This is a genomic window from Nostoc sp. XA010 (assembly GCF_020829625.1).
Lineage (GTDB): Bacteria > Cyanobacteriota > Cyanobacteriia > Cyanobacteriales > Nostocaceae > Nostoc.
In genome coordinates, this window is sequence record NZ_JAIVFX010000001.1 from 568,007 (window position 1) to 591,622 (window position 23,616).

A 23,616-nucleotide genomic window follows, 5' to 3' on the forward strand; every position below is an offset into this window, starting at 1 on the left:
CTCGTTCCTGAACTGGTAGTTCGCCCCGATTTATTGAGCGGATACCTGGTTTCTTGGTCTAGACACTGCCTAAATAGCTATCACTAGCATAGGGCAAACGCGTCTTATTTGCTACTAAAAACTAAGAGAGGAATGGCACTAAGAAAAGCTGAAACACTTGCGGTTTAAGCAATTTGCAATTGTTTGCGTAATTCATGCTGTGGTTTGGTCATTAAGGGGTAGGCTTTCGGACGACGTTTACGAACTCGTGGTTCGTTTCTAGTAGGACGGTCAGGAACAGCCTTGTGAGCAATAACTTTGAGTTGCATTGCGATAAATTTTAAGACGTTTTGTTGAAGTTGCAGCTAAGAATTCGGGAATAAAGTTATCTAAATGATGGCGAGTACCTTGCAACGACAAGCGCAAGGGAGGAGTGCCATAAGAGGCTATTTATAAAGTAAATCTAAAAATGAGGAGACCCATCTACCGCCTCCCAATCTAAAATACATAGCCAAGGGAGTTTGTTTTTGGGATTTGGTAGGTCTGGATATAACGCCTAATTGCAAATCTAATGTTAGATTATTGTGATCGCAATATTCAAAACGGCTAATCAATTCCAAGCGCGTAAATTTCTGTTCAACTGCTCATTTCACCCCGTCAGTGGTGGCTTTAGTTTTATAAAGTTTCCGTAAAAATACTCACTTTAATCTTTAGTTAACCTAAAGTTGCCGTAAAAATACTCACTTTAATCTTTAGTTAACCTTTAGTTAGTAATTAATTAACCTAAAACTCATAATTTTGCAGATGTACCTGTGATCGATGGTTCATCTAACTCAGCGTGACTACTTCCGGCTAGGCTAATTTAGTCTAGCCGACGCAGAGATAAGACAAATCCACACAGCTAGTAACTAGCTGTGTAGAGATATTTTCGTGCGATCGATTAGCAGTAAGGAGTGTCTGCTTGTCTGACTGACATCAAAAAAGTTAAACATTTAACATTCCTCAAATTATGACTATCAAAAAGCTTGTCGGCCTACTAGTTCCATCTGCCATTTTGTTGGGAGCAATGACAACGCCAGCAGCAGCGTTGTCGCTCAAAACTATTGGTACTTATAGTACAGGTATCTTTAATGAAGGGGGGGCAGAAATCCCCACTTATGACCCTGTAACCCAACGGCTATTTGTGGTCAATGGAGGTACTAAGAGTATTGACATCATCAATATTAGTGACCCAACTCAGCCTTCACTATTTAAAAGTATCGATATAACTGCCTATGGTGGCGGGGCTAATAGCGTTACTTTCAAAAATGGCTTACTGGCTGCGGCAGTGCAAGGATCTGTGGCCCAAGATCCAGGTAAAGCAGTGTTTTTTAACGCCAACGGTGATTTCTTAAATTCTGTTACTGTGGGAGCGTTGCCTGATATGCTCACCTTTACACCCGATGGAACTCGTGTGTTAGTAGCTAACGAGGGTGAACCAAATAGTTACAATCAGCCCAATAGCGTTGACCCTGAAGGCTCAGTGAGCATTATAAATCTTGCTAATTTTAGTGTAATTAACGCTGGCTTTACGCAATTTAACAGCCAGATTGATCAGATGCGAACTGCGGGAGTGAGAATTTTTGGTCCTAATGCTACCGTTGCTCAAGATTTAGAGCCAGAATATATCACTGTTTCGGAAGATTCTACAAAGGCTTGGGTGTCGTTGCAAGAAAATAATGCGATCGCACTCCTCGACCTGATCAACAATCAAATTACCGATATTCTACCTTTAGGCTTCAAAGATTATAGCCTACCAGGAAACGGCATTGATGCTAGCGATCGCGATAATGCTATCAACATTGCTAACTTTTATTGCGCTATATTTTGATTCCTAGCAAAGATGCGAAACTGAATGATTTTATCTAAGGTAGTTGAGAAAGAAACAGCCCTGTTAGATTACGCGGATAGGCGATCGCACCCTTGGCAATGCATCACCTAAATTGTTAGTTTAGGAATGGTGTCGATCCGATTCAGTGATAATGCTGTAGTAGATATTCCAGTCTGTAACATTCAATACTAAATCATAAAATTGTATTTTATACAGGCAGTCTTTACCAAAATAATAAAATTACTAACTTAGCTATTGGCAAAACCCCAGTTTACATACAGTTAATTTACTAATTTTTAAAATAGGTTAACATAATTTACACTAAAGTATATCAGTATTTTAACTGTTGCTTTACCTATTAATACTTACTTAATATGTAGCACAATCTTTTCCATTATCTTACTCACCGTGAAACCTCTTCTACAGACTTACTTAGAACAAGAAATCTGGATACTAGTACGAGACAAATGGTATTTCGCCACAGTTATCGGAGTTTGGGATGATTTGTTGTGGTTTAAACATAGAACTTACAACAAAGATACAGAGGAGGATACTCTCTGCGAAATGGTTGTCAAAATCAGTGAAGTGGTTGCTATTGATAAAGTTAGGTCTGTTATTAGTAGAAAAGCAGACGTACTTATTTCACGACTACTAGAAACTGAGCAAGGATTAAACAATCATCATCAAGATCATGAACATTAATTAGCTCAATAGTAAAATACTTGCTTGTCTCCTACATGAACGGATAAAAGTTGAGACAAGCAGTATAAATCAGTATGATAGAACATTAGCGGATCTCGTAGCTCCCTTTGGTTGGTTGCCGATAGATACATTAGGTTAATCTAGCTTCAAGGTTTCTTTTGTAAAGGCGATGTCAACTCTTGAAAAGGCTATGCTTACCCTAAGACAATAAAGATAAGATGTTTGTACAACGAAGGTTTAATACTAATTTGATAAACTATCTTAAATTTGAAATTATAAAAACTGGTAGCTCAGGGCTGATAACTAAACTATGAGTGAAGCCTTATTCTGTATCGAAAATTTGCGAGTTGCCTATCCTGCGCGGAGTGGAGAAGAAGCAACCTGGGCGGTTGATGATGTATCTTTCACCTTACAACCAGGCGAAAGAATGGGATTGGTGGGAGAGTCAGGTTGTGGTAAGTCAACTATAGGACGGGCAGTAATGCGTTTACTACCAGCCTCTAGTCGGATTGAGGGACGGGTGACATTTCAAGGACACTCGGTGTTTGACTTGATGCCTAACCAATTACGGAAATTTCGGGGAGAAACGATCGCCTTAATTTTTCAAGATCCCATGACACGCCTTGATCCGTTAATGACGATTGGTAAGCATTGTATTGAAACCCTCCAGGCGCACTCACCAGAATTATCAACGCGAGAAGCCAAAGAGAAAGCACTTGCTACCTTGGCAAAGGTGAATATCCCAGCTAGTCGCTGGAATCAGTATCCCCACGAGTTTAGCGGTGGAATGCGCCAACGGGTAGCGATCGCTTTAGCTTTACTCCTCAACCCTAAGTTAATTGTTGCCGATGAACCCACCACCAGTTTAGATGTCACCGTTTCCGCACAGATATTAAAAGAATTAACTCGTCTGTGCGGTGAAGAAAACATGGGATTGTTGCTGATTTCTCACGATTTAGCAATGGTGGCTGAGTATTGCGATCGCATTGGTGTTATGTACAACGGCAAGATGGTGGAAATGGGTTCTACAGAAACCGTATTTAGACACCCTCAACATGAATATACGCGATCGCTCTTAAAAGCAGCTTTACATATTCAAGCAGTAAAAGATAACGGAGAATTGATAATTGTCAATGACTCAGAAAAGCAATTACCGATTATTAATAAACAATCCCCAATTTTGAGTGTCACAGAACTCAAGCAACACTACACCATCGAACCTAACTTTATTGAACGACTGTTTAAGACACAAACTCAGACAATAAAAGCAGTAGATGGTATCAACCTGGATATTTATCCCGGAGAAATTCTCGGTTTAGTTGGGGAATCAGGTTGTGGTAAAAGTACGCTATCACGAACAATCTTGCAACTAATTCGTCCTACGAGTGGCAAAGTTGAGTTTTTAGGACAGGATTTAACTACACTGTCGCGTCAAGAAATTCGCTCCTCGCGGCGACAAATACAAATGGTTTTTCAAGATCCCCATGCTTGTCTCAATCCGGCGATGACAGTGGGACAAAGTATCGCTGATCCTTTATTTATCCACAATTTAGCAGATCCCGTTAAGGCAAAAGAACAGGTTTTGTGGATGCTAGAGAAAGTTGGGTTAACACCGCCAGAAGTGTATTATGAGCGTTATCCATCAGATTTGTCTGGTGGACAACAGCAAAGAGTTGCGATCGCTCGTGCTTTGATTACTCACCCTAAACTTTTGATCTGCGATGAACCCGTAAGTATGTTAGACGCTAGCGTGCAATCGCAAGTGCTAGATTTAATGTTGCAATTGAAAGAAGAATTTGAGTTAACTTATCTGTTCATCACTCATGATCTTTGGTTAGCTCGATTTTTGTGCGATCGTATTGCCGTGATGAATGGCGGTAAAATTGTCGAACTCGGTCTGACAAAAACTATTTTTGCTAATCCTCAGCATCCTTATACCAAAACCTTACTAGCTGCTGCCCCCTTACTAGCACGCGCTTAACTAAACAAAGTGAGGAGTTATGAATTACTAACTCCTAACTCCTAACTCCTAACTCTCTTCCCTCCCCTCAAGTAATTTAGTTGGTTCTCCAGTGGAACCATATAGCTCAACATATCTTTTAAACAGCAATGCAGTCTCGTGATTTGGAGCTTTGCTTAAATTGAATAAACGCCCTATATTTTTATCAGCTAAAGCTCTTAGATACGGCAAATCTTCAAATAGTGTCAAACAAGAAGCAAAATGCAATATTATTTGTAAGAGTGGCTTTGGCCACTCTAAATCACTATAAATATCTATAAAGAAGTGATGCTCTAAGTCATTTAACGGGAAAGCATGAAATATAACAAATATCCTTTTGTTATTGTAAACTGGAATACTCAGTTCAACAGTGTAGGGAGTATGTAATATTAAATCTACCTCTACAATCGGTTGACGCCAAATCCTCAAAGCATTCGCTGGCGAATCTAATATTGTTTGGAATTTAATTATTCCACCAGTATTTGTGGGCTGAAAGTGGCTAATTTGGAAAATTTTCAGGTTATTAAGGCTAAAGCTATGAACTGTTTCCAAATGCCTTAAATTCAATAAATGATAAATTTGGCAAATATAAGGAAACGGTAAAATATACTCCTGGCTAATCATGTGGAGCTTTTTTACTTGAAGCTTGTTAGCTTGAGTCCGAGCAAGATATTCTTGATATTCGTTGGGACCTAAATCATTGCTGTTAAAGCTTTCATCAGGCTTGAGATATAGCCAACTCAGAAAAAAGAAAGAGGCTGTAAGTAGCTGAAATATTTCTATAGGAGATAAATAACCATCAGCAAATGCAGCTATGCTTCTATCGCTTATGCCAAAAAGCCAAGATGGAATACCAAATAGCCAGACATTACTTTTAATTTGATCTATAAAAAGTGCTATTTCAACATTTGATATATTCCTATCCTTATTTACACTTAAATTATCATTATTTTTAAAACAATTAGTAAACATAGTATTTTGATTATTACTCAATACTAGCAATCCATAAAACTTGTATTTATATTAAGTTTAAATACAAAATATAGTAAGAACCTCTATCTTTAGCTGTATATACAAAATGTATTTCTTCATGGCTGTTTAATATCAAGCTTTTGTTAGATATAATCCCAAATCCTATCTATATCCACTCAAAATAAAATTATTTGTCAGTCTTGCCATTAAAGGATTTGATAGTGTTTTTTCTAATGCATAAATTAAAAATAACAACTTTGCTAAAATATTCCTGCTAGCTGAGTACAAAACTTGAAATTATCTCATTTTTCAAAATAGGTATATCTAGCTAGATAAAAAAGTTGATTTTTTCTGACAATAAAGGATGCCGTACTCTCGGCGGTAATACAACGCTAGTTAGCTCAAGTAGGGAAACCCGCCCACACGACTGGTTTCCCTACCTATCTTTTCACGCAATCAAATAGAAACCCTATATAGGACTAATATTTGATTTCTGAAAAAGCTCGGTACAGATCAAAAAGCCTAATTCCTTATTCCCTATTACCCACTCCCCACTCCCCACTCCCCACTCCCCACTCCCCGCCCACATAGATAATTTCAAAAATCAAATACGATTCCTATAAAACTAATATTTATTTGGGGATTTTTGCGTAAGTTCTGATAATTTATCTTGTTTGATGCCAAGCTATCTGGGGAGAATATGTCAAAACTCCAGTGAGGTATAAGCAATGATTAATCAGACATACACAGCTGATGTTTTAGTTGTCGGTGGGGGAACCGGAGGCACTGCGGCTGCTATCCAAGCGGCGCGACGGGGAGCCAAAACGATTCTGGTGAGTGAATTTCCTTGGTTGGGGGGAATGCTGACTTCGGCTGGAGTATCCGCACCCGATGGCAACGAATTAGAAGCCTTTCAAACGGGATTATGGGGTGCGTTTTTGCAGGAATTGCGACAACGACAGCCCGGAGGATTAGATAACAGTTGGGTAAGCTTTTTTAGTTACGATCCTCGGATTGGGGCAGAGATTTTTGCAGATTGGGTGCAGGAATTGCCAAATCTGGACTGGATTTCTGGACAAGTGCCAATAGAAGTGTTTCGCCAAGGTGATTCTATTACTGGTGTGCGCTTTGCTGATTTTGCTGTCACAGCCAAAATTATTCTCGATGGCACAGAATTGGGAGATTTATTGCCTTTAGGTGAGATACCCTATCGCTGGGGCTGGGAATTGCAATCTGAGTGGGGAGAACCCAGCGCCCCAGTAGCTTTTAACTCTTTAACTGAAAAATATCCAGTGCAAGTGCCCACTTATGTAGTGATTATGCAAGACTTTGGTGAAGCGATGTCTAAGACGGGTATAGCTGGGGCACCAGAAATTCCAGCCGCGCCTAACTATAATTCATCGCAGTTTACAGGCGCTTGGGATGGCTATGGCGCAGAGACATTTTTGAATTATGGACGTTTGCCTGGTGGCCTGTTTATGATGAATTGGCCAATCTGTGGCAATGACTACGGCGAAAGGGTAGGGCGGTTGATAGAGTCAGATCTATCCAGAGGTGAATTCATCCAAGAATCTCGCTGGCACAGCCAAAATTTTGCTCATTTTATCCAAAAACAGCTTGGTCGTCGCTATGGTTTAGCAGAAAAAGTATTTCCTCACGCCCCTACAGGTTTTGCACTGCATCCCTATTACCGGGAAAGCCGCCGCCTAGTGGGGCTAACTACTATCCGAGAACAGGATATTTTACCGATCGCTGGAGGTAAAGTTGCATCTATATATGAAGCATATGAAGCGATCGCAATTGGTAACTACGCCAATGACCATCACTATCCTGGTGTTCAATTCCCACTGCAACCTAAATCTATCCAATGGGGGGGACGCTGGACTGGAACTCCTTTTACAATTCCCTACAGTTCCCTCATTCCAGCCACAACAGATGGTTTCTTAGTTTGTGAAAAAAATATTTCTGTCTCCCACATTGCCAATGGGGCTACTAGATTACAACCTGTGGTTATGGGCATTGGTCAAGCAGCAGGGATGGCAGCAGCGATGTGTGTTGAGTTAAACTGCCAACCGAGGGACTTGCCTGTTAGGGCGCTGCAAACGGCTTTATTGGAAGATAATCGCTCAAAAGCAGCAATTATTCCTTTATTTAATCTTCCACCCAATCATTCGGATTGGCTGCACTGGCAACTGTATTACTTAAATAACCCACAAGCCTATCCAGCTAGTGGTGATTGCCCTTGCCCATCGTGGAATGAGTACCCTGACTCTACTTTTGGCAAGGGATTAATTCGGGAAAGTAACTGTTTCCAAGGCATTTTTTACCGCTTGGATCAGCAGGAATACAGATTCGCTGTCACAGCACCAGCCGCATATCAAGGTCAAAATTGGCAGCTTGTGACTTTGCGATCGCATATTGACAAGCAATTACGCGCTTATCCTCATGAACAATTCGTTACATTGTGGGGTCATCAAAACCACTCTGGTAATTGGTTACTAGTCGAACATTTTAACGGAGGATAAGAAGAGTTTATTTTCAGTAAAACAGAATACTTTTTGATGAATTGTCCGGATATTAATCAAAAAGCTAAGTATCAGTGAAGTGGAGAGTTCCAAAATAGACATCTGCTATGCGTGCTGCCATTTCTCTTTTAGTCTCGAGTCTGATGTTCGGCCCCTTAGCTTCTAACTGCCAAACGATGGTCAATCACTTATCCTATGGGCTGCCTTCCACGCCTACTTCGGAACAGTGGCGCTCGGCGGCATCTGAACAAGCTTCAGATGATGCGCCACGTCATCGCGGTAGTGGGCGTAGAGAAGTAACGTAAAAATCCGAAAATATCTATGTTGTGGTTTAACTACCGTAGGGTAATGCCTTTTTTTTCAACGGAAACAAAGTGCCAGAAAACACAGTGTTGTACTAACATCATTTATACAGCTTTTCTGACAGATATATATACAGTTGACACACGAAAATCTTCAGCGATCGCTTAGTATTTCAACTGCAAGCTTTGTATATATAGTTAGCGTCAATCCTGGCAATCAAAACGCAAATTAAATTAAGTGCCTCGATTAACAGCATCACCAACTTCTCAAAAGTTACACAACTGGTGCTCATATTCGGTGGGAAGCTTTGCGTTTCAATCCTCAACTCTTCTAGAAATAGATGTTACTTAGACTATCAGTTAATCTAAAGCACCTCTAAATTCAGACATTTTGCTTGTTGAGGAAAGTAGTCTTAAAGCAAATCCACTTTATTCCCAAATAGGTTTCTCATACATTGAGTAGCTGGCTATCTACATCAGGAAATAATTGATCTTCGCTTTGGCGTTTTTTGGCGTGCTTTGCCGAAGCATAAAATCTCTTGCGCTGCATCTGAGCTTATCTAGAGCATAAATTCGCACAAGTAGTATACGTTTATTGCACTTGGCAGCGAATCTTAATTATTTTTGACTTTTGACTTTTGACTTCCCCAAAGGGGCTAACCTACTTTTGCTCCTGGTTCCTTCTTCTCACAGATGGCTCCCGACAAAATAAATATTAAGAAGGATTTGCTAACTCCTCTTAGTCCTCTTAATTATTCTACACCCAAGGGCAGATGCAAAATTTTGCATTTGCCCTTTTTTGATAAAGTTTACTTAAAGAAAATGTTGAGAAGCTTTTATGCTGGCTTATGAGCAATGAAATACTTGCTCATAAAATGGACTTGCGTCTCAATATTCTCAAAGCCTACTCTTTGTAAACGTTCTAGTAAGTTATCAGTGGTGTAATGCCTGTAATAGGGTTCATGGAAAGTTTCAGGGAAAGAATCCATCATATATTCCAACTCAGGTGAATCACTCAACTGAATTGAGTCACAGATAATAAAGACTCCTCCTGGTTTTGTTACCCGGAAGCATTGCTCAATCACTGTCTGACGTACAGTTGCTGGTAACTCATGGAAAAGAAAAACAGAAGTTACAGCATGAAAATAGTTATCTAGATAGGGCAACTCTTCGGCATTCGCTTGTAAAAGTTGCGGCAATTCGCCTGGAATTTGGGATAGTAGTTCATTTGCTTTACGCAAATAAGCTGGTGACAAATCTGTACCAAACAGAGATGCTTGAGGTAAGGCTGCCCGAATCAACTTTAGAGTCCGCCCAGTTCCACAAGCTACATCTAGAATACGGGCTTGCCGTGGTGCAACCGAATCAATTGCTTTCAGTCCTTGCTTGAGGGGAGCGAGAATCCGCCGCCGCATGGGATCAGCTGCCCCACCAAAAAGAATTTCTACTTGTAAGTCATATAAATTGGCTGACAACTCACTCAAGTAGCCATTGCTTTGGTGATGGAAGTTCTGCACGTAGTAGCTGGGATAACCATCTGTGTCAATTTCGGGCGAAAAATCTTGGTAATTCTGTTGTTGAACCCGCTCCCAGGTTTGAGGTAAATCTAGACATACCAACGGATAGTAGCGGAAAAAGTCATCCCAAGGGTTGTCAAACAGCAAACTTTCCGGGTATACACCTTTTTGGGCATCTTGCCAGTCTGTTTCCAGCAACTGATTCAATCTGTGTTGAAGTTTGAGTAAAAGCTCATTCGGGATGGGTTTGGTCTTTTGTTCAAGTGTCGGATACACCAGGTTCCTCAACTGTGAACTTAATATTTTGTGAGCCAGACCAAAGTAATTTTTGCTCTGCTGAAAGGTTTGATAAGTCAGCTTAGTTAAACTCTCAGTCATAAAAATAGCTCAAGTTTTGATACTTCTATGTAAATAATTGTAACGAAAAAATTATTGACTGTTGGAAAGGTAAAGGCTCTCAGGTGAGACAAATCTGAAGCCAGATGATTTTAGCCATCAAAGGTAGATTAGGGAAGATTTTTCGAGCTTTGGGGAAAATTACCTGATATTGTCAGCAAAAGTAAATATAAATTTATGTAAAAAGTAGCTTATGTTACAGAATTTTTGCTATATTAGTTTTGTAAGGAACAAATAAATATATATTCACAAAATAGAGAGGACTATGGTTATGTCTATCGCAGATAAATCTCGTGCGTTGATGGTGCGTGAACATCAGCAAGTTAAGAATCGCCAACAATCAATGCTGATGCGGGCTGCACAAGAACTTGGTCTTCCTGAAGAAGCATCCCACTACTGGAACCCGATTCAAGGGAAGGTAGATGCTAACACTCGGATGATTTATGGGCCAAGTCATGCTTCCATGAGCTAAGTTTCAAGAGTTTTAAGGTTGATTTTTTGAGTGAATCTCTCAACTGACAACTCCGGAAAAAAAAGCCACCCTCTACTCTAGGGTGGCAAAACTTATATATTTAGATAGCTACGGTACTTAATTAAGCATCGTAGTAGAGGTAAAACTCGTAGGGATGAGGACGCAGTTGCAACTGCTTGGTTTCGTTAAGCTTGTAGTCAATCCAATTTTCGATAAAGTCTTCCGTGAAGACGCCTGATTCTGTCAAGAAACCGTGATCGTTTTCTAGTGCTTGCAATGCCAGTTCTAAAGAACTTGGAGTTGAGGGAACCTTTGCAAGCTCCTCTGGAGAGAGTTCATAGATATTCTTATCTAAGGGTTCACCAGGATGGATTTTGTTTTTGATGCCATCGATACCAGCACAAAGCATTGCAGCAAATGCCAAGTAGGGGTTAGATGTAGCATCTGGACAACGGAATTCTAAACGCTTGGCTTTGGGGTTCTTACCAGATAGAGGAATACGGATAGAAGCAGAACGGTTCCCTTCAGAGTAAGCCAAGTTAACAGGAGCTTCATAACCAGGTACTAGGCGCTTGTATGAGTTGGTGCTGGGGTTGGTAATTGCTAACAGCGCTGGTGCGTGTCTGAGAAGACCACCAATGTAGTACAATGCCATATCGCTCAAACCGGCATACTTATCACCTGCAAACAGAGGTTGGCCGTCTCTCCAGATGGACTGGTGACAGTGCATTCCCGAACCGTTATCGCCAAAAATCGGTTTTGGCATGAAGGTGACAGTTTTACCGTATTTCTTGGCAACGTTCTTGATGACATATTTGTAAGTCATCAACCAGTCAGCCGCTTCGATCAACTTACCAAAACGGAAACCTAGTTCGCACTGACCGCCAGTAGCAACTTCATGGTGATGCTTTTCAATGGGCACACCTAATTCTGCCATTGTCAACAGCATCTCTGTACGGATATCTTGGAAAGAATCCGTCGGTGCGACTGGGAAGTAACCTTCTTTGAAGCGTGGTTTGTAACCCAAGTTGGGTTTTTCATCTGTACCCGCTTTACCGGAATTCCAAGCACCTTCTTCGGAGTCTAAGAAGTAGTAGCCTTCGTTAGCAGTTTGGGCAAACCTAGCACTATCAAAGATAAAGAACTCAGCTTCAGGGCCAAAGAAGGCTGTATCACCAATGCCACTGGCAACCAGGTAATCTACTGCTTTTTGGGCAATAACGCGTGGGCAACGGTTATAGGGTTCACCCGTGCGGGGGTCTTTAATACTACAAATTATACTTAGTGTTGGCACTTCCATGAATGGGTCGATCCAAGCAGTGTTGGGGTCGAGTACCATCGTCATGTCAGATTCGTTGATCGCTTTCCAACCCCGAATGCTGGAACCGTCAAACGCTACGCCATCAGTGAATGCAGTCTCATCGATTTGGTTTTGGTACAGTGTGAGGTGCTGCCAAGTCCCTACTGTGTCGATGAATTTGAGATCAATCAGTTGAATTTTTTCATCTTGAATTCTCTTCAAGAGTTCTTGGGGTGTTGTCATTGTTACTCCTTCTCTACCAATTTCCTAAAGTAAACCAGAATCTTACGTTGCATCCTAACCCTGCTGATCTCAATCAGGCCGTGACACACCAGAAATATCTTAAATAGTAGACATTAGCAGATTTTGTAGCTTCTGTTACAGATATCTGGATTATCAGGTTATGTTAACCTTTCAGGGATCATCTGTACAAAACTAGAAAGTTCATCATATAGGGGTCAACTTTGGCATAGAATCCATAGATAGTGGATAAATTGTTTTTGTGCCGAATCTATTTTTAATAGCACAAAAATTTACTGGTGCATAAGTGCAGCCAAATAAATATCAAACCATAAATAGTAATGATTGGGAGAAGAAGGAATGCGCGATGCGGTAACAAGTTTAATTAAGAATTATGACTTAACTGGTCGGTATTTTGACCGGAATGCGATCGATAGCCTGAAGTCTTACTTTGATAGTGGTACAGCACGAGTACAAGCGGCGGCGGCGATCAACTCTAATGCAGCTGTACTTGTCAAGCAAGCTGGTTTAAAGTTATTTGAAGAACTGCCAGAATTGATTCGCCCCGGTGGAAATGCTTATACAACTCGTCGTTATGCAGCTTGTCTACGGGATATGGACTACTATCTGCGCTATGCCACCTATGCGCTGGTTGCTGGAAACACGAATGTCTTGGATGAGCGTGTGCTACAAGGGCTACGGGAAACTTACAATTCTTTAGGAGTACCTATTGGGCCTACGGTCCGCGGTATCCAAATTCTCAAGGATCTGATTAAGGAACAAGTGGCAGCAGCAGGTGTAGTTAATACTACTTTTGTGGATGAACCATTTGATCACATCACACGCGAGTTGAGCGAACAGGATATTTAGTCATTCAATAACAAGTATAAAATATAGCGATCGCACTTTTGTCTTTGTTGAGAAAGAGCGATCGCTTTTTTATAAATTTTACCAGGGGTTGACAAGGACTTTATCCAAGTTTTCGCCGCCAAAGGGCAATATCGCACCTCTGTAAAATAGTTTTGCTAGATTAAAGCTGTGTTTTTGGAGCTATCTTCGACTAATGCCTGCTAGAGATATCTATCCGCAGTTATTAAAGCACTGACAGCAGATGGTTGGACAATAACCAACTATCCATTATACCTCGCATACGGGGGTAGAGAACTTTACGTAGATATTGCAGCAGAAAGAGTTACCATTGCTGCTGAGAGGGATAATCAAAAAATAGCTGTTGAAATCAAAAGTTTTTTGAGTCCTTCTCCAGTGAGTGACCTCCAGGAAGCTGTGGGACAGTCTGAAATTTATCGCAGTGTGCTAAAAGAACTACAACCAAAACGCCAACTTTATTTAGCAGTTCCCAAGCGAGTCTATGAAGGTATATTTTCCGAACGCTTTGGTCAGCTAATTCTTAATAGTATAAGAATAAACCTAATTGTCTTTGGCGAGCAACTAGAAAGGATTATCAGATGGATAAGCTAGCTGGATATCGTGAAATTATTCGTCAGTTGATATTTGACTACGCTACTCACAAGCCTGCTAATGGTCAAATAGAGACACAACCCGTCATTGACTCGGAGCGAGACCACTACGAAGTGTTACATGTCGGTTGGGATGGAGTGCGCCGAGTACATGGTTCGGTGGTGCATGTAGATATTATTAATGATAAAGTGTGGATTCAATATGATGGTACTTCGCAGCCAGTAGCAGAGGCATTATTAGAAGCGGGTATCTTGCGCGAAGATATTGTCTTGGGTTTCCATCCGGCAGAACTACGGCAATATACGGATTTTGCTGTATCTTAAATTCTCTTGATGTTGTGTATTTCCAAAGAATAATACATTAAGTAGCGATCGCTCAATAGATTAAATGTATTAGCTTATGTTCTCTGAACTAAAACTGTCATAAGCCACAATAGAAGTTGCCGATGTTTGAGGCGCTGATTATGGAAGAATTATTAACCCTAAAAGACTTGCTTGTTAAAGGCGATGTTCAAGGAGCATTAATTATAGTTGAAGAATTAACAGAAATGAGCCGAAATCACATCATCAAGACGATTCGTAGCTATGCAGTGATTTTGCTGTTGCATTTGATTAAACAACAAGCTGAAAATCGCACGACTCGCTCTTGGGAAGTATCAATTCGGAATTCAGTTCGGGAAATTCAACGGGAAAATCAGTATCACAAAGCGAGGGGTTATTATCTCACGCTAGAAGAATTGTTAGAAATCTTAGCAGAAGCCTATTTAAATGCCATTGATGAAGCTTCCTTAGAAGTAGAAGAAGGTCGTTATGAAGTCCAAGAATTAAAAAAACTGGTTAACCAAGAAGAAATTATTAATCGTGCTTTGGCTTTAATCTTACCAGGAGAGTCTAATTAATTGGCTAAACAGCGACTCGATACATTATTAGTAGAGTTAAATTTATGTTCTTCTCGCGCCTTAGCACAAAGGTTAATTCAGGCGGGGGAAGTTACTGTTAATCAGCAGTTAGTTGATAAACCTGGTACAGAAGTTGATATTACTGCTCAAATAAATATTAAAGAGCGATCGCCTTTTGTTTCTAGAGGCGGTGAAAAACTCTCCAAAGCTTTATCAGTATTTGCCATTCCCATAGAAGAGCGCATTTGTTTAGATGGTGGGATTTCTACTGGTGGTTTTACTGATTGTCTTTTACAAGCTGGAGCAAAACAAGTTTACGGTATTGATGTTGGTTACGGACAAGTTGACTGGCGGTTGCGAAATGATTCGCGGGTGATTTTACGGGAACGCACCAATTTACGGCAATTACGACCAGATGAGTTATATGGTGAAAACGACCCGATTCCTGATTTGGCGGTGGTCGATGTATCGTTTATTTCTTTAACAAAGATTTTGCCTGCTTTGTGGCAACTAACTCAACCGAACCGTGAAGCTGTGTTGTTAGTCAAGCCACAGTTTGAAGTCGGCAGATCCCGTGTGGGTAAAAAAGGTGTTGTGCGCGATCCAAACGACCAAGCTGATGCCATTTTCCAGGTGTTGCAAACAGCCCACGAATTAGGATGGAAATACAAAGGCTTAACTTGGTCGCCGATCACTGGCCCTGCTGGGAATATTGAATATCTTTTGTGGTTGGGAATGGAAAGTGAAACGCCACCACCTGATTTAGAAGCAATTAAGCAAATAACGCAATCAGCAACAACTGATTTACGGAAGAGTTAAACGTCGTAGATTAGACACTCTACGGAATCTGGATGGCGATCGCAGTAGTTTTCCAAAGAGGTTTTCTTTGATTTTGCTTGCTGTTGATCAGCTTTTTCAGCTTGTAATTCTTCCACAATGTCCCAGGCTACGGCACAACCAGGAGAATCACTGCCATCTAGCTCACAAGTTGTCCGGGCTTCAGTAATGGCTTCAATAATGGCTTCTTCAAGATTTGTTGCCCCAGCATCAAATGAGTTTAGAGTAGTTTTCATGATACTTTTACCTTTAATTTACAGAGATAGATATTAACTCTGAGCTTTCAATGACCCCAGGAAGCTCACCTCCGGGTGACGCTCCTGCGTCGCTAACGCTAGTCCAACGCCAGTCGCCTGCGACGGGAAACCCGTCTTCTCCTGACGGAGACGCTGCGCGAACAGCGCTGGCTCCTCTTTGTTGGAGCAACAAGACTGCGCTGGCTCACATTTCCAGTTTAGATAGGCTTCCCACAATAGGTAGTGGTAAACACCGCCATCTTTTTAGCTAATTTGAGTGGGAATTGCCCTCTTGTCATCTTTGATTCAAAAAGCTATGGTAATTCCACTAATTGAAGTCACTCCTAGAGATGGTTATCTTCTTAGTCTTGCATCCCAAATTCGGAATGTCAGTCAATTGTCAGAAGAGTTTGATAGAAGTTGATAAACACTTATAAACGGCAACAAAAGAGAAACAATTTTTATTTATTCTCAATACTTTATGCCTAACTCTTGTCGCAAGCGATACAGAATTGTATTTTGGTCAACTTGAGAGAGAATTTCTTGAATGACGCTGCTAGCACCCAATTGTCCCCAAGTGCAGCCTTTTTCAAGATACACCTGAGCAGCTTTGCCAACGGAGTATGCGCCATAACCAGCGATACCAGCTTGAGCGATCGCACTGCCAGCAAAGGCAGTAATATTGCTGGGATTGTCACCACTAGTTATTGCGGCAGTAGTTTTACCCAAGCCCAAAAGGAAACTACTACCTAATTCTCCCAGTAGCAAGCCACCAGAACTAAATAAAATCGTTTTTAAAATTTTCCCAGCTTCGTAGCTAGTCATCGGCAAACCATACAATCTAGCTAGGGCGCGAATTAAAGCCAAATCAGCAACAGTTCCGCCAAGGATATCTAAAAAGGCGATGGGATTAAGCATTACTGCCAAAGCTTTGTATTTGGTAAATTGCCAAATGATGTCTTCAGCTTCTTGTTCGCGTAAGTCGATGGTTTTTTGAGCGATCGCGGCTTCTGCATCCCGTGCTTGGATGAGTGCATTTAAAGCCAGAAGCGATCGCCCTTCCCGATTGAGAATATTCAGAATTGTCTCTTTAAGTTCGTCTACTTCCGGTGGTGGTGTCTCCCATTCATAACTGACACGCCCATCAGGCCACTCAACCCGCACTTCCATTGCTGCTGGTTCCGCCGCCACCATGACAATTTCATCTGGTAGTAAAGGTTTCGCTTGAGGATGTCCGGCACCTAGTTGTTGCAAATTTTGGTAAATTGTTCCCTGGTCTGTATCTGGGTAAAGGTCTATTTTGTTAAATACTAAAATCAGGGGTTTTTGCGATCGCCGCAATTCCAGCAGTGCTTGATACTCAGTACGTGTGATATCACCAGACACGACAAACAAAATCAAATCAGCCTGATGCACGACTTCTCGCGCCATGTCTGCCCGTGACTCACCTTCAATTTCATCTAATCCGGGGGTATCAATTAACTCTACTAGTACCTTACCACCGGGCTGCCAACGGACGGAACGTGGCCATTGAGTGACACCGTTTAGGGGCCCAGTTTGCAGAATCTTCTCTCCCAGTAAGGCATTTAGAACTGCTGACTTACCACGACTTACCAAACCGAAGGCAGCAATTCTAATGACGTTAGAATCTAGCTTGTTGAGTGTGGAATTTAAAGCTTCCAATTCTGGTTTTAACAAACCTGCCAATTCCGGGTTGGATGAAAGCTGTCCTGACTTACGAAGATATCCATACCAAGCCAGCGCTTGTCTGAGACTGGCGCGGGCACGATTTAAATGAGTTTCTTGCAGATTTCGCACGAAGTTAGGTTAATTCAAGGTTGGACAAACAACAGGCACATATCCATTTTGATCTAATTCCAAGGCTGTTAGCCTGTTTTGTCAAATTAGACAATTATTGTGATCATTTGCATACCTTTTAATGCAATTAAATGAAATATTTATTTTTTTGAAGAAATAATAATAAAACTTGGAATCTCCAGGTTATGTTACTAAAGGCTTTAACAAATATCGTTTAAAAGCTTTAATTTACAGCCTTGTGTCGCTGATGCTGTAAAAACCAATTATACAACTCTGGATTATTATATGTCTGCGTCCAAGAGTCGTGCTTGGCTTCTGGGTAAACTGTAAATTTCACATTTCCGTCGCGGGCTTTGAGTGCAGAAACCATAATTTCAGACTCGCTTAAGGGAACTACATTATCTTTGGCTCCGTGAAATGCCCACACAGGAAGATTTTTTAGATTACGTGCTGCTTGTGGATTACCACCGCCACAGATAGGCGCGATCGCAGCGAATCGTTCTGGCTGGGCTGCTGCTAAATGCCATGTTCCGTAACCACCCATGCTTAAGCCAGTCAGGTAAACTCGATCTGGATCAACGGGGTAGGATGCAATAACCTGATCCAGAAGGATACCTAATCGCTCTACATTCCAATATTCACCGCGCGGAGATTGAGGTGAAATGACAATAAAGGGAAAATCCGCCTGTTCTTCTACAATCTTGGCGACGCCGTACTTTTTCACATCATCTAAGTTAGAACCTCTCTGGCCCGCACCATGTAAAAATAGGATTGTTGGCAAAAGTAGCTGTTGTCTTTGGGTGCGTAGGCGTAGCCCCTCGTAGACATCGCCTGCGTCTCCATGTACCCCATCGGGCAAGAATAACAGATAGTTGTAGCTGTCGGTAGAACTAACTTGTCGTTGTAGTGGCGGCATAGCATTAAAAATTTTGTTAGTTCAACCTTTGCGAACAGCAATAGTATAGCTTGGTCGCTGCGTTGCTTCTCGTTGAGTTTTAACTAACCGAAAGTCATTATCTATATATAGATGCTCTAAAAAAGAAGTAGCTAGGTAAACTTTTTCAAATTTCTTGACAGTATTTCTGTCCATATCTTTTAATTTAAGTTCTTGCTGTAACTCTATGTTTGGCGCTGCTTTCTTAAATTTAGATTCAACTGTTGTTGTAAACCACTCGTCTGCATCGTCAATTGTCAATGGAATTTCTCTATTCTTCAATGCTTGAAATATTCCAACATTTTTGATATTCCACTGCTCATCTCGAACGGAATACTTTTGCAACACCATTAAGTCACAAGCTGGTAGCTTTGACGCAAATTTGTGCCAAAAACCAGACTGATGTCCTGGTGCATAACGGGCAATATTGGCATAGAAACCATCATTATGAAAAATTTGATAAGACTGCTCGTGTATCCTACCAGGTAAAATATCTTGAAAAGGTATAGTAGACCATATTGGCATCCATACTCCTGTGACGATCGCCACTTGCTCTGCAACTTTGCTAAAAGGGTTACGTCGGCTCAACTCTGCAAAATATGCTGCTAATTCATTTTTATAAAATTCTACTTTGGCTTTTAACGGCTCTAGATCGCGTCCCTTAACAACTTCTAAAATTTTATTTTTAATTTCTGGAGTACTCCAATATGCCAACTCTTTGGTAGTTGTGACATTTGCCATTACCGTTTATCCTGGGAAAATTTCCAGATTTTAATTGCGTCATTAATAGACTAACTTGAGCAAAGAAAACAGATACGGGGACGCAAAGAAACAACTCTTCCTGTCCGTGTGCCCCCGTGTCTCTTCAATGAAGGGCTACCACCAAATTCGATTTCCATTTTCGTCAACTCGTGCTTCCCGAATCATGTCAGAAATCTCTTCAGCATCTTTAACGTGGTGGAGTGCTTTCTTTGTGCCATCGGGTTCATCTACAACGAAGTAAGTGGGGACTGTAATTTTGTCGCCTGTAATGTCTGGTACATCATCTATAGCTACCTGTTTAGCCTTTTCTTCAACAGATTGAGACTCATCAGCAATTCTATCTCCAGGATTCGCTGTTAAGTTTCTTTCATTGACATTAGGTTCTTCCCGTAAATGTGTATCTTCACTTACTGGTTGATTAATTTGATTTTCTTGATTATTATCAGTCATGGCTTTTTCAGGTATTGAACAATCTAGCTTTACTAAATAAATTCTAAAAAATCGACGATACAAAGAGTTCTTTCTCTAGAGAGACTTTGAGAAAAACACGTCTTAGGTTAGATATTTACTATGATAAATTTACTTCTTTAGTTGAAATGGGGTATATTTCCCCCCCAATGCTTCTACAATTGTACGGGTATTCGCTTCCATCATTTTGATGTAAGAATCTCCTGGACTTCCCTTAGCGCCAATTGAATCAGAATATAGTTGATTTGGTGCTAATTTAACACCTGCTTCTTGGGCAACAGTTTTAATTAAAGCCGGGTTAATTGTAGTCTCAGCAAAAATTGCAGAAACACCTATTTTTTTAATTGACTCTACCAATCGCTGAACCGTTTGAGCGCTTGGTTGTTCTTCGGTACTAATGCCAATTAAAGTACCTGCGATCGCAATCCCATAAGCACGTCCATAATATTGGAATGCATCATGGGTTGTTACCAGTTTGCGCTTATCTGTGGGGATAGTTTGAATCTGTTGATTAATCCAACTATGCAACTGTTTTAATTCATTAGTAAGTTGCGATGCCTTTTGAGTAAATTTTTCTCTATCTTCAGGTGATTGCTTAATCAAAGCATCCCGTATTACATTCGTCATTGTGAGCGCATTTTCTGCACTACCCCAAACGTGCGGATCTGGCACAATTTCGTTTTTGCCTTTCTCAAGCTGCAAAGATTTGACAGCTTCCCCTACAGCTAACTTTTGCGCCTTACCACCAGAAGCATTCATCAATTTAATCAGTCCCGGTTCCAGGTTGTAGCCGTTATACAAAATCAAGTCAGCTTCTTCCAAAACCCTGCTGTCTGCTGGTACTGGTTCGTAAACATGGGGATCAGTACCCGGTTTCAAGATTCCACTTAGTTGAATCTCGTCTCCTGCAACCTCTTGTGCCAAATCAGCAATGATGGTACTTGTTGCAACGACTCGCGGCTTATCTCCCTTGGCAGTGTTGGAGTTTGAGTCTTTCTGGGTACAACTGAATAAAGCCAAAGGTACAAGTATTCCCAAAAGCCGAAAAAGAATTTTTCCCTTCATTCTGCTGATTATTCCCTTGCCGTAAGGATTACTGCCGTCTATCTCTAGTATTAGTTTCATTTATCTTGGATATTACATCTAATTATAGATCTTTTCATATTTCTCTCATTTTTATAGTAAGCTCAAGAAATAAATATTTAAACCTGATTATGAAAAATGTCTCTTTTCCTGCAAAATTGACCCTACCTCAGACAAAAATAGAGGAAATGCCTGCAAAAACTATCAAAGCTTTTGACACGAGTTCCAAAGCAGCAATTAGCATTGCCCATTTAGGAGTATACTACCGGACACAAGAAGCCTTAAGAGACGTTAGCTGCATCGTCAAACCGGGAAAACTAACGGGTATTTTTGGCCCTAACGGTGCTGGCAAAAGCACGCTGATGAAAGCAATGTTAGGCTTGGTTCCTGTTAGTAGTGGTACGGTGTTATGCGAAGGCAAACCCTTAATGCAACAATTAGAAAAAGTTGCTTATGTACCACAACGTAGCCAAATTGATTGGACTTACCCTGCCACCGTTTGGGATGTAGTCATGATGGGACGGGTAAAGAAAACAGGCTGGTTACGTAGCTTCTCGACAGTTAGCCGCCAAGTAGCGAAAAATGCCATAGAAAGAGTTGGGATGAGCGAATATTGCGATCGCCCCATTGGACAATTATCAGGAGGACAACAACAACGCGTATTTTTAGCCCGTGCTTTAACACAGCAAGCAGAAATCTTCTGCTTTGATGAACCTCTAGTAGGCATTGATCAAAAAACCCAAGCAGTGATTTTTGAAGTGTTCCATGAACTGGCCGCTGATAACAAAATTGTGCTAGTAGTCAACCACGACTTAGGGGAATCAATCACCCACTTTGATGATTTAATATTACTAAATCGTGAATTAATCGCCACAGGTTCACGGCAACAAGTACTTACACAAGAGAATTTAAATCTCGCTTATGGTGGTAAAGTAATGTACTTTTCAGATGCTGCATAAAATGTCATTGGTAGCGAATGACGAATGATAAATGACAAATGACAAATGACAAAACATGTTACAAGCATTAATTGAGCCGTTGCAATACGGCTTTATGCAGCGATCGCTCGTGATTGCCATTTTAGTTGGGATGTTGTGTGCAGTTGTAGGCAGCTACTTAATGGTACAACGACTAGCCTTGCTGGGTGATGCCATCAGTCACTCAGTTTTGCCAGGACTAGCGATCGCTTTTATGGTAGGAGCAAATATATATATTGGGGCATTTATTGCTGGAGTTTTGAGTACAATGGCGATCGCTTGGATTAGAGTGCGATCGCCAATTAAAGAAGATGCGGCAATGGGCATAGTTTTTTCAGCATTCTTCGCCCTTGGTATCACCCTAATTACTGTTATTCAAAAAGATAATAAAATCGACCTTAACCACTTCCTTTTCGGTAACATTCTCGGTGTTACTATTGATGAAGTGCGGGATACTGCTATTATTGCCACTATTGTTTTAATAGTCGTTCTTTTATTATATAAAGAGCTTTTATTTTACACATTTGATCCTTTAGGCGCTCAAGCAGCAGGTTTACCCGTCAATCGGCTAAACTTTGGGCTGATGGTGCTAATAGCTTTAACAATAGTCGCCAGCATGAAAGCTGTCGGTGTCATTTTAGTATTATCACTTTTAATTACACCAGGAGCTACCGCCTATTTATTAGTTAAACGCCTCAACTATGTAATGATTTTGGGTGCGGTAATTGGCGTAATTTCTAGTATTAGCGGTATGTATCTTAGCTACTTTTATAACTTACCCTCTGGGCCTGCGATCGTTTTAGTAGTATCAGGATTCTTTATTTTGGCGTTGTTATTCAGTCCTAAATACGGTATTTTTACCTTGAGCAATAAAAAGCTTACACCATAATCTTTGAATTACGGTGATTTTCCGGCGTATAAAGACTAGACCTCTTGCTATCGGTTAACCGACACCTATAACCTATAATCGTGCCGACTCATTTTGCTGTGTCGTGTTGTGAGATGAATGAGTATTTAGGCTACCGTCGAAGGTATAACATCGGTGAGTACACCTTTTTTTGAAAGCGGCTTTGCATGAAATCGACATTTAATTTTAAGATTCCTTAGACTGCCAGTTATTTTTATAGCTTCGGAATCATCTATTACTGTGAACAAACTTTTCTTTTCTAGCTTTGTATTTTTCATGAAGATTATCCGTCAGAGAATGCTGAGATAGTACCATTCTTTTTTCGGAAATTACGCACGAATTCGCCCCGGCTACTGCCTCGCCCCAAGTAATCTTAGCACCTCACCACCGCGATTTTTAACTTCCGCCTTGCTGTACTACTGATTCGCTTGCGATCGCAAACTTTCTAACGCCCTCTGCAAAAACTTACCCCATTCTGCTGCCAAAGGGATTTCTGTAAACGGAACCCGCACTGAATCAGTAGATTCGGAAAATAGAAATTCTAATTCTATAGAACGGCCTTTTTCTGGTATACTTTCTAAATCTACTTTTTTGTCATCTACTAAAAGATACATTTCTTTAACATTAAGCAAAGAGAATGTTTCTAGTTTAATAGGCCCTTTAGGCGTGGGTTTTCCCCAAGTTAGATTGTTGCCTTTTTGACCTAATACAGCGTAGATATCATACTTAGCCCGTTCAAATTCCTCTGCCCAAGCGCGATAGGCTTCAACTTTTTGATATTCCTTCGAGCCTTGCCAAGCCAACCAGAAAAACATTACTAATAACGGCAACCACAAAAGACCACGTTCCATCGTTTAAAAAATTCCTGAGTGAAACTTGTAACTAAAAGTGCAAAATCCACCACTAAAGGATGGAGATAAGTTATGGTAGTGAGCAAACTGGC

The 23,616-nt window shown here is 40.8% G+C and carries 25 protein-coding genes and 1 pseudogene; 15 read left to right on the top strand and 11 right to left on the bottom strand.

Features of this window, described 5'->3' with window-relative positions; all coding sequences use genetic code 11:
* Nucleotides 1-164 precede the first annotated feature (164 nt).
* Nucleotides 165-308 (bottom strand): hypothetical protein, encoded by a 144-nt coding sequence (locus LC608_RS02570; RefSeq protein ID WP_229552016.1) that lies wholly within the window; start codon nucleotides 306-308, stop codon nucleotides 165-167.
* Nucleotides 309-988: 680 nt separating this feature from the next.
* Here LC608_RS02570 and LC608_RS02575 point away from each other — a divergent pair.
* The 3 genes from LC608_RS02575 (at nucleotide 989) to LC608_RS02585 (ending at nucleotide 4,532) form a co-directional block, all read left to right on the top strand.
* A complete protein-coding gene (locus LC608_RS02575; protein WP_229552017.1) occupies nucleotides 989-1,849 on the top strand; it encodes a choice-of-anchor I family protein in 861 nt (286 codons plus the stop codon).
* Between the two features lie 408 nt (nucleotides 1,850-2,257).
* On the top strand, nucleotides 2,258-2,551 hold the full coding sequence (locus tag LC608_RS02580) for a hypothetical protein (RefSeq protein ID WP_229552018.1): 294 nt from the start codon (nucleotides 2,258-2,260) through the stop codon (nucleotides 2,549-2,551).
* 310 nt (nucleotides 2,552-2,861) lie between these two features.
* A complete protein-coding gene (locus LC608_RS02585; protein ID WP_229552019.1) occupies nucleotides 2,862-4,532 on the top strand; it encodes an ABC transporter ATP-binding protein in 1,671 nt (556 codons plus the stop codon).
* A gap of 48 nt (nucleotides 4,533-4,580) precedes the next feature.
* Here the strand turns inward: LC608_RS02585 and LC608_RS02590 are convergent, their stop codons facing one another.
* Entirely contained in the window at nucleotides 4,581-5,522 is a 942-nt protein-coding gene (locus LC608_RS02590; RefSeq protein WP_229552086.1) for a hypothetical protein, read from the bottom strand.
* A gap of 728 nt (nucleotides 5,523-6,250) precedes the next feature.
* Between LC608_RS02590 and LC608_RS02595 the strand changes: the two genes are divergently transcribed.
* Both LC608_RS02595 and patX read left to right on the top strand, forming a co-directional pair.
* Nucleotides 6,251-8,047 carry an FAD-dependent oxidoreductase gene (locus LC608_RS02595; protein ID WP_229552020.1) on the top strand — a complete coding sequence of 599 codons (1,797 nt, stop codon included), beginning with the start codon at nucleotides 6,251-6,253 and terminating at the stop codon, nucleotides 8,045-8,047.
* Between the two features lie 107 nt (nucleotides 8,048-8,154).
* A complete protein-coding gene (gene patX, locus LC608_RS02600; RefSeq protein ID WP_229552021.1) occupies nucleotides 8,155-8,352 on the top strand; it encodes a heterocyst-inhibiting protein PatX in 198 nt (65 codons plus the stop codon).
* An 833-nt stretch (nucleotides 8,353-9,185) separates the two neighbouring features.
* On the opposite strand, the gene LC608_RS02605 is transcribed toward patX, so the two are convergent.
* Nucleotides 9,186-10,244: a class I SAM-dependent methyltransferase gene (locus LC608_RS02605; protein WP_229552022.1), complete on the bottom strand. Its 1,059-nt coding sequence runs from the start codon at nucleotides 10,242-10,244 to the stop codon at nucleotides 9,186-9,188.
* A gap of 289 nt (nucleotides 10,245-10,533) precedes the next feature.
* Here LC608_RS02605 and LC608_RS02610 point away from each other — a divergent pair, with 289 nt between their 5' ends.
* On the top strand, nucleotides 10,534-10,734 hold the full coding sequence (locus LC608_RS02610; RefSeq protein WP_100899525.1) for a hypothetical protein: 201 nt from the start codon (nucleotides 10,534-10,536) through the stop codon (nucleotides 10,732-10,734).
* 121 nt (nucleotides 10,735-10,855) lie between these two features.
* Here the strand turns inward: LC608_RS02610 and glnA are convergent, their stop codons facing one another.
* Entirely contained in the window at nucleotides 10,856-12,277 is a 1,422-nt protein-coding gene (glnA, locus tag LC608_RS02615; RefSeq protein WP_229552023.1) for a type I glutamate--ammonia ligase, read from the bottom strand.
* 357 nt (nucleotides 12,278-12,634) lie between these two features.
* Here glnA and apcB point away from each other — a divergent pair, with 357 nt between their 5' ends.
* The 5 genes and pseudogenes from apcB (at nucleotide 12,635) to LC608_RS02640 (ending at nucleotide 15,470) form a co-directional block, all read left to right on the top strand.
* Complete coding sequence (gene apcB, locus LC608_RS02620; protein ID WP_229552024.1) at nucleotides 12,635-13,144, top strand: allophycocyanin subunit beta; 510 nt, start codon at nucleotides 12,635-12,637, stop codon at nucleotides 13,142-13,144.
* Nucleotides 13,145-13,363: 219 nt separating this feature from the next.
* Nucleotides 13,364-13,753: pseudogene (locus LC608_RS02625) on the top strand (element excision factor XisH family protein); the annotation flags it as partial.
* Nucleotides 13,741-14,076 (top strand): XisI protein, encoded by a 336-nt coding sequence (locus LC608_RS02630; RefSeq protein ID WP_229552025.1) that lies wholly within the window; start codon nucleotides 13,741-13,743, stop codon nucleotides 14,074-14,076. The pseudogene LC608_RS02625 and the gene LC608_RS02630, both read left to right, overlap by 13 nt.
* A gap of 140 nt (nucleotides 14,077-14,216) precedes the next feature.
* Nucleotides 14,217-14,651, top strand: a complete 435-nt coding sequence (locus LC608_RS02635) for a DUF29 family protein (RefSeq protein ID WP_229552088.1) — start codon at nucleotides 14,217-14,219, stop codon at nucleotides 14,649-14,651.
* A complete protein-coding gene (locus LC608_RS02640; protein ID WP_229552026.1) occupies nucleotides 14,652-15,470 on the top strand; it encodes a TlyA family RNA methyltransferase in 819 nt (272 codons plus the stop codon).
* On the opposite strand, the gene LC608_RS02645 is transcribed toward LC608_RS02640, so the two are convergent.
* Nucleotides 15,467-15,724, bottom strand: coding sequence for a Calvin cycle protein CP12 (locus LC608_RS02645; RefSeq protein ID WP_229552027.1), 258 nt, complete (start codon nucleotides 15,722-15,724; stop codon nucleotides 15,467-15,469). The two genes, LC608_RS02640 and LC608_RS02645, sit on opposite strands and share 4 nt — an antisense overlap.
* A 50-nt stretch (nucleotides 15,725-15,774) precedes the next feature.
* Between LC608_RS02645 and LC608_RS02650 the strand changes: the two genes are divergently transcribed.
* Nucleotides 15,775-15,996 (top strand): hypothetical protein, encoded by a 222-nt coding sequence (locus tag LC608_RS02650; RefSeq protein ID WP_229552028.1) that lies wholly within the window; start codon nucleotides 15,775-15,777, stop codon nucleotides 15,994-15,996.
* Between the two features lie 20 nt (nucleotides 15,997-16,016).
* Nucleotides 16,017-16,148 carry a hypothetical protein gene (locus LC608_RS36755; protein WP_267870932.1) on the top strand — a complete coding sequence of 44 codons (132 nt, stop codon included), beginning with the start codon at nucleotides 16,017-16,019 and terminating at the stop codon, nucleotides 16,146-16,148.
* A gap of 47 nt (nucleotides 16,149-16,195) precedes the next feature.
* Here LC608_RS36755 and LC608_RS02655 read toward each other — a convergent pair whose 3' ends face one another.
* The 5 genes from LC608_RS02655 to LC608_RS02675 form a co-directional block, all read right to left on the bottom strand.
* Nucleotides 16,196-17,542 (bottom strand): GTP-binding protein, encoded by a 1,347-nt coding sequence (locus LC608_RS02655; RefSeq protein ID WP_229552029.1) that lies wholly within the window; start codon nucleotides 17,540-17,542, stop codon nucleotides 16,196-16,198.
* A 223-nt stretch (nucleotides 17,543-17,765) separates the two neighbouring features.
* Complete coding sequence (locus LC608_RS02660; RefSeq protein ID WP_229552030.1) at nucleotides 17,766-18,458, bottom strand: prolyl oligopeptidase family serine peptidase; 693 nt, start codon at nucleotides 18,456-18,458, stop codon at nucleotides 17,766-17,768.
* A 21-nt stretch (nucleotides 18,459-18,479) separates the two neighbouring features.
* Nucleotides 18,480-19,217: a hypothetical protein gene (locus LC608_RS02665; RefSeq protein WP_229552031.1), complete on the bottom strand. Its 738-nt coding sequence runs from the start codon at nucleotides 19,215-19,217 to the stop codon at nucleotides 18,480-18,482.
* Nucleotides 19,218-19,352: 135 nt separating this feature from the next.
* Entirely contained in the window at nucleotides 19,353-19,688 is a 336-nt protein-coding gene (locus LC608_RS02670; RefSeq protein ID WP_229552032.1) for a hypothetical protein, read from the bottom strand.
* A 129-nt stretch (nucleotides 19,689-19,817) separates the two neighbouring features.
* A complete protein-coding gene (locus LC608_RS02675) occupies nucleotides 19,818-20,831 on the bottom strand; it encodes a metal ABC transporter substrate-binding protein (RefSeq protein WP_374108359.1) in 1,014 nt (337 codons plus the stop codon).
* 146 nt (nucleotides 20,832-20,977) lie between these two features.
* Between LC608_RS02675 and LC608_RS02680 the strand changes: the two genes are divergently transcribed.
* Together LC608_RS02680 and LC608_RS02685 are read left to right on the top strand one after the other, a co-directional pair.
* On the top strand, nucleotides 20,978-21,748 hold the full coding sequence (locus LC608_RS02680) for a metal ABC transporter ATP-binding protein (protein ID WP_229552033.1): 771 nt from the start codon (nucleotides 20,978-20,980) through the stop codon (nucleotides 21,746-21,748).
* A gap of 55 nt (nucleotides 21,749-21,803) precedes the next feature.
* A complete protein-coding gene (locus LC608_RS02685; RefSeq protein ID WP_229552034.1) occupies nucleotides 21,804-22,655 on the top strand; it encodes a metal ABC transporter permease in 852 nt (283 codons plus the stop codon).
* Nucleotides 22,656-23,089: 434 nt separating this feature from the next.
* Here the strand turns inward: LC608_RS02685 and LC608_RS02690 are convergent, their stop codons facing one another.
* Nucleotides 23,090-23,524 (bottom strand): hypothetical protein, encoded by a 435-nt coding sequence (locus LC608_RS02690; protein ID WP_229552035.1) that lies wholly within the window; start codon nucleotides 23,522-23,524, stop codon nucleotides 23,090-23,092.
* Nucleotides 23,525-23,616 lie beyond the last annotated feature (92 nt).